Here is a 3,007-nt window from a genome sequence, read left to right on the forward strand (position 1 = left end):
TTTTTTAAATAACAGAGTAGAGTAAGAAAATTGAAAAACAGGTTAATCTCGTAAAGTTAGAATTTTTGTTTTGAGGTTTTATAGTAGTTAACGGTCTTGTATATGGCTTGTAGCGAACAAATTATAAAATTATTTTCGGATTAATCACAAGCCAGATTTTTAAATTTTACTATTTATCTTTTTTATTGGAAAGTCGTTAAATTTAAAAATTTGGCGACTTTCCAAATATGCCTTAACTTTGATTAAGCAACTGTTTAGCTATGAGCTATATACGGTGTTGGCAACTGGACTTTATTTATAAACCTAATTTTTTAAATGTTTTTCTAAAAATTAGCCAGTTTAATGCTATTGATACAACTAAACTCGGAATGATAAAATAGATTAAATTGATTTGTTCAGGCATTCCGTATATTATATCGTGTTTGTTATTCGAAAACATCCATACATAGTTCAATAAATAACTAGAACATATAGAAATAACATAAGCCTTGAACCATTTTATTTTTAGTCTGGTTTTTATTAGAATTAGCATTAATATTAATGGTATAAAAAAGAATAGAGGTATCTGTTCAAATATTCCCATAAAGCCAGGAATAAAGCCAAGAATTACTTTATAAATTTCATCATACTTATTAAACAAAACTGAATTAGAACTAAGATAGATAGCATAATAAATAAATAAATGTATTACCCAAATTAACAGAAAAAGATTGATTTTATTTAGCTTCATAATCTTCAATTATTTGTTTGTATTCTTCTAATAAATACCCGTTTTCATCTATTTTATCTTCAAAGTTTTTTCGAGTAGGTTTATGCCTATCTAACCAGAGCATGAGCATTGGCAAATCTATTCTAAATTAAGCATCAGTAACTTTACCATTCCAAGGTTCATCAAATTCAGGTATAATTTGATTTCCTCTAAAACTTCTGATGAAATTAATAGACCAACCACCTAAACCGTGAGAGCCTTTTGCATCTTGGTCTGCTATATCTTGGTATCTATCTATTGTTGTTTTATTAGTTTTAGAATAAATAGGAACAGCTACTACGCCTTGTTCGTGTTTTACAAAATCTAAATCCCATTCGTAGGCATCTTGTCTTTTTTCGAGTGGATTGTTTTTGTATTTACCATAAAAAAGTTCGTAAAATTGTGTAATGGAATAGTCACAAATACCAATATTTAACTCGTTTAGGATAATTTCTACATCGTTAGCCACAAGTGAAAATCCTCCGTCCATTATTTTTAGGGAATTCACCAATTTTTTAGCACCTTTTAACCAGCGTGTTTTGTGTTTGGTCTCGTTAGTTATGATATCATCGAGCAAAGTGTAAAAATCTACTATTTGTGCAAAAGGTGCTAAAACGCCTTGTAGCTTATTTTCTAAAATATACATGCAAGCATTTTTCCAAATGTCATCGTTAGCTTTACGGTTTTTGGTAAGCCAACAACCATCTTTTAATTCGGTTTTTCCAGTAGCTAATGAATAAGTTTCTAAATCTGGAAATTCACCGTGAGTAGCTGTGGTTTCTGTTTTTTTACCATTGGTTAAAAAATCTATTAATAAATTTTTATAGTCAATACCAATTTCCATGTTTTTAGGAAGATATAATCTGATATTATCGTTATCTATACTTAAATATTATAATGAGAACGCTTTATATTCATTAAAAGTTTCTCCAAACATTAACCGCAATTCTGCAGATGAAACTGATTTTGTTTTAAATTTAGAGGTAGAACAATCTATATCTTCTCCGCTATACGATATGCTCATTACTGGAAAAATTTTACCTGCTATAAATATACGCTCTCTAATATTGAGTCTGCTTGGTCCTGAAAAGGTTTTATATTCTAATTTTTTATTATCTCTATTTGCCTTTCTAATTTCATATAAATATTTTACAAAACCAGTTTCTACTTCGTTTAAGCCTTCTGCTTTTTTTGATGAAGAAATACTATCTTCCTTTATAAAGTGAAAACCATCTTCCATAAAGGGCATTAATGCTACACCAATATTCATATGCGCATCGGCTTCCACAACGTTTGGGAAGTCTATACGCATTGTGTTTCTTCTACCACATTCAAAAGAAGCGATACCGTAATTATTATTGTTTTCTTTTGGCATATTAATATTGTTTTATAGCTGTTAATGGCACTCTTGTTTCTTCATCGTTAATTTTAACGCCTTTTAAAATATCATTTTCTAAAATTTCTCCATTGTGTTTAAAATCTAATCTCGAATTATTTAAGTTTACTTTTATGGTTGTTCCGTTTGCGTTTTCTGTTGTAATTACTAATTCTAGTTCTTGATTGATTTTAATGTCTTTTTCTTCAATTACTTCTCCTTTTTTATTCTCAAAGTGGTATTCTGTTAGTTTAGGTTCAGGTTCTTCTCTTGTAATAGGTACAACATTATCTTCTTTAAAAGTTTCTCTCCAATAAGAAGAATAAACAGCTTCGGAAGTTGAACCCTCAACTCCAGCGCAAGTAATTTCTAAAGTTTCGGACATCGGGTTTGAACCAGTTGCCGAAAAGTCATTTTTCCAACCAACAAGATGACAATCGTAAAAATAAAGTTTACGAGTTTTTCCTCCCATAATGATTGGATAAATGTGTAATTCTAATTGTTTTTTTGATTTGGAGTAAAAGACCAATCGGCAAGATTAAGGTCTTTTCGAGTTTCGATGACTAATTTTAGTCCAACAAATACTGGTTTTTGAGAAGGTCTACCATTATAATCCGCACCTTGATTAAATCCGAAAGTAAACCATAAAACGTTTACTTCCATTTCATCTATTATTAATTTTGCTTTTACGCTCATACTTTTATTATATTCAGTAAAAAAAAAATCAATGGTTTTTGGGTAAATCTACTACTTTATTATTGTCACTGTCGTTTGATCAGTCTTGTTGCCAACGTGTTTGTATAACCGTCAGTTGCGTGGTTTAAAGCTAAGATAAGTAAAATACTGAAATATTGAGCACGCAAGGATTTGTCCGTAGGATAAAT

General features: G+C 29.8%; 2 protein-coding genes and 1 pseudogene. All 3 read right to left on the bottom strand.

Features of this window, described 5'->3' with window-relative positions; genetic code table 11:
- Window positions 1–857: 857 nt before the first annotated feature.
- Window positions 858–1,592: a hypothetical protein gene (locus LX95_RS14400; RefSeq protein WP_111542157.1), complete on the bottom strand. Its 735-nt coding sequence runs from the start codon at window positions 1,590–1,592 to the stop codon at window positions 858–860.
- Window positions 1,593–1,640: 48 nt separating this feature from the next.
- Entirely contained in the window at window positions 1,641–2,123 is a 483-nt protein-coding gene (locus LX95_RS14405) for a hypothetical protein (RefSeq protein ID WP_111542158.1), read from the bottom strand.
- Between the two features lies 1 nt (window position 2,124).
- Window positions 2,125–2,819: pseudogene (gene tssD, locus LX95_RS14410) on the bottom strand (type VI secretion system tube protein TssD).
- Between the last annotated feature and the right edge of the window lie 188 nt (window positions 2,820–3,007).

It is taken from the genome of Mesonia algae (genome assembly GCF_003253545.1).
GTDB lineage: Bacteria > Bacteroidota > Bacteroidia > Flavobacteriales > Flavobacteriaceae > Mesonia > Mesonia algae.

Coding starts and splice junctions, on each gene's coding strand:
- LX95_RS14400 (WP_111542157.1), bottom strand. CDS start 1,592: ATGGAAATTGGTATTGACTATAAAAATTTATTAATAGATTTTTTAACC.
- LX95_RS14405 (WP_111542158.1), bottom strand. CDS start 2,123: ATGCCAAAAGAAAACAATAATAATTACGGTATCGCTTCTTTTGAATGT.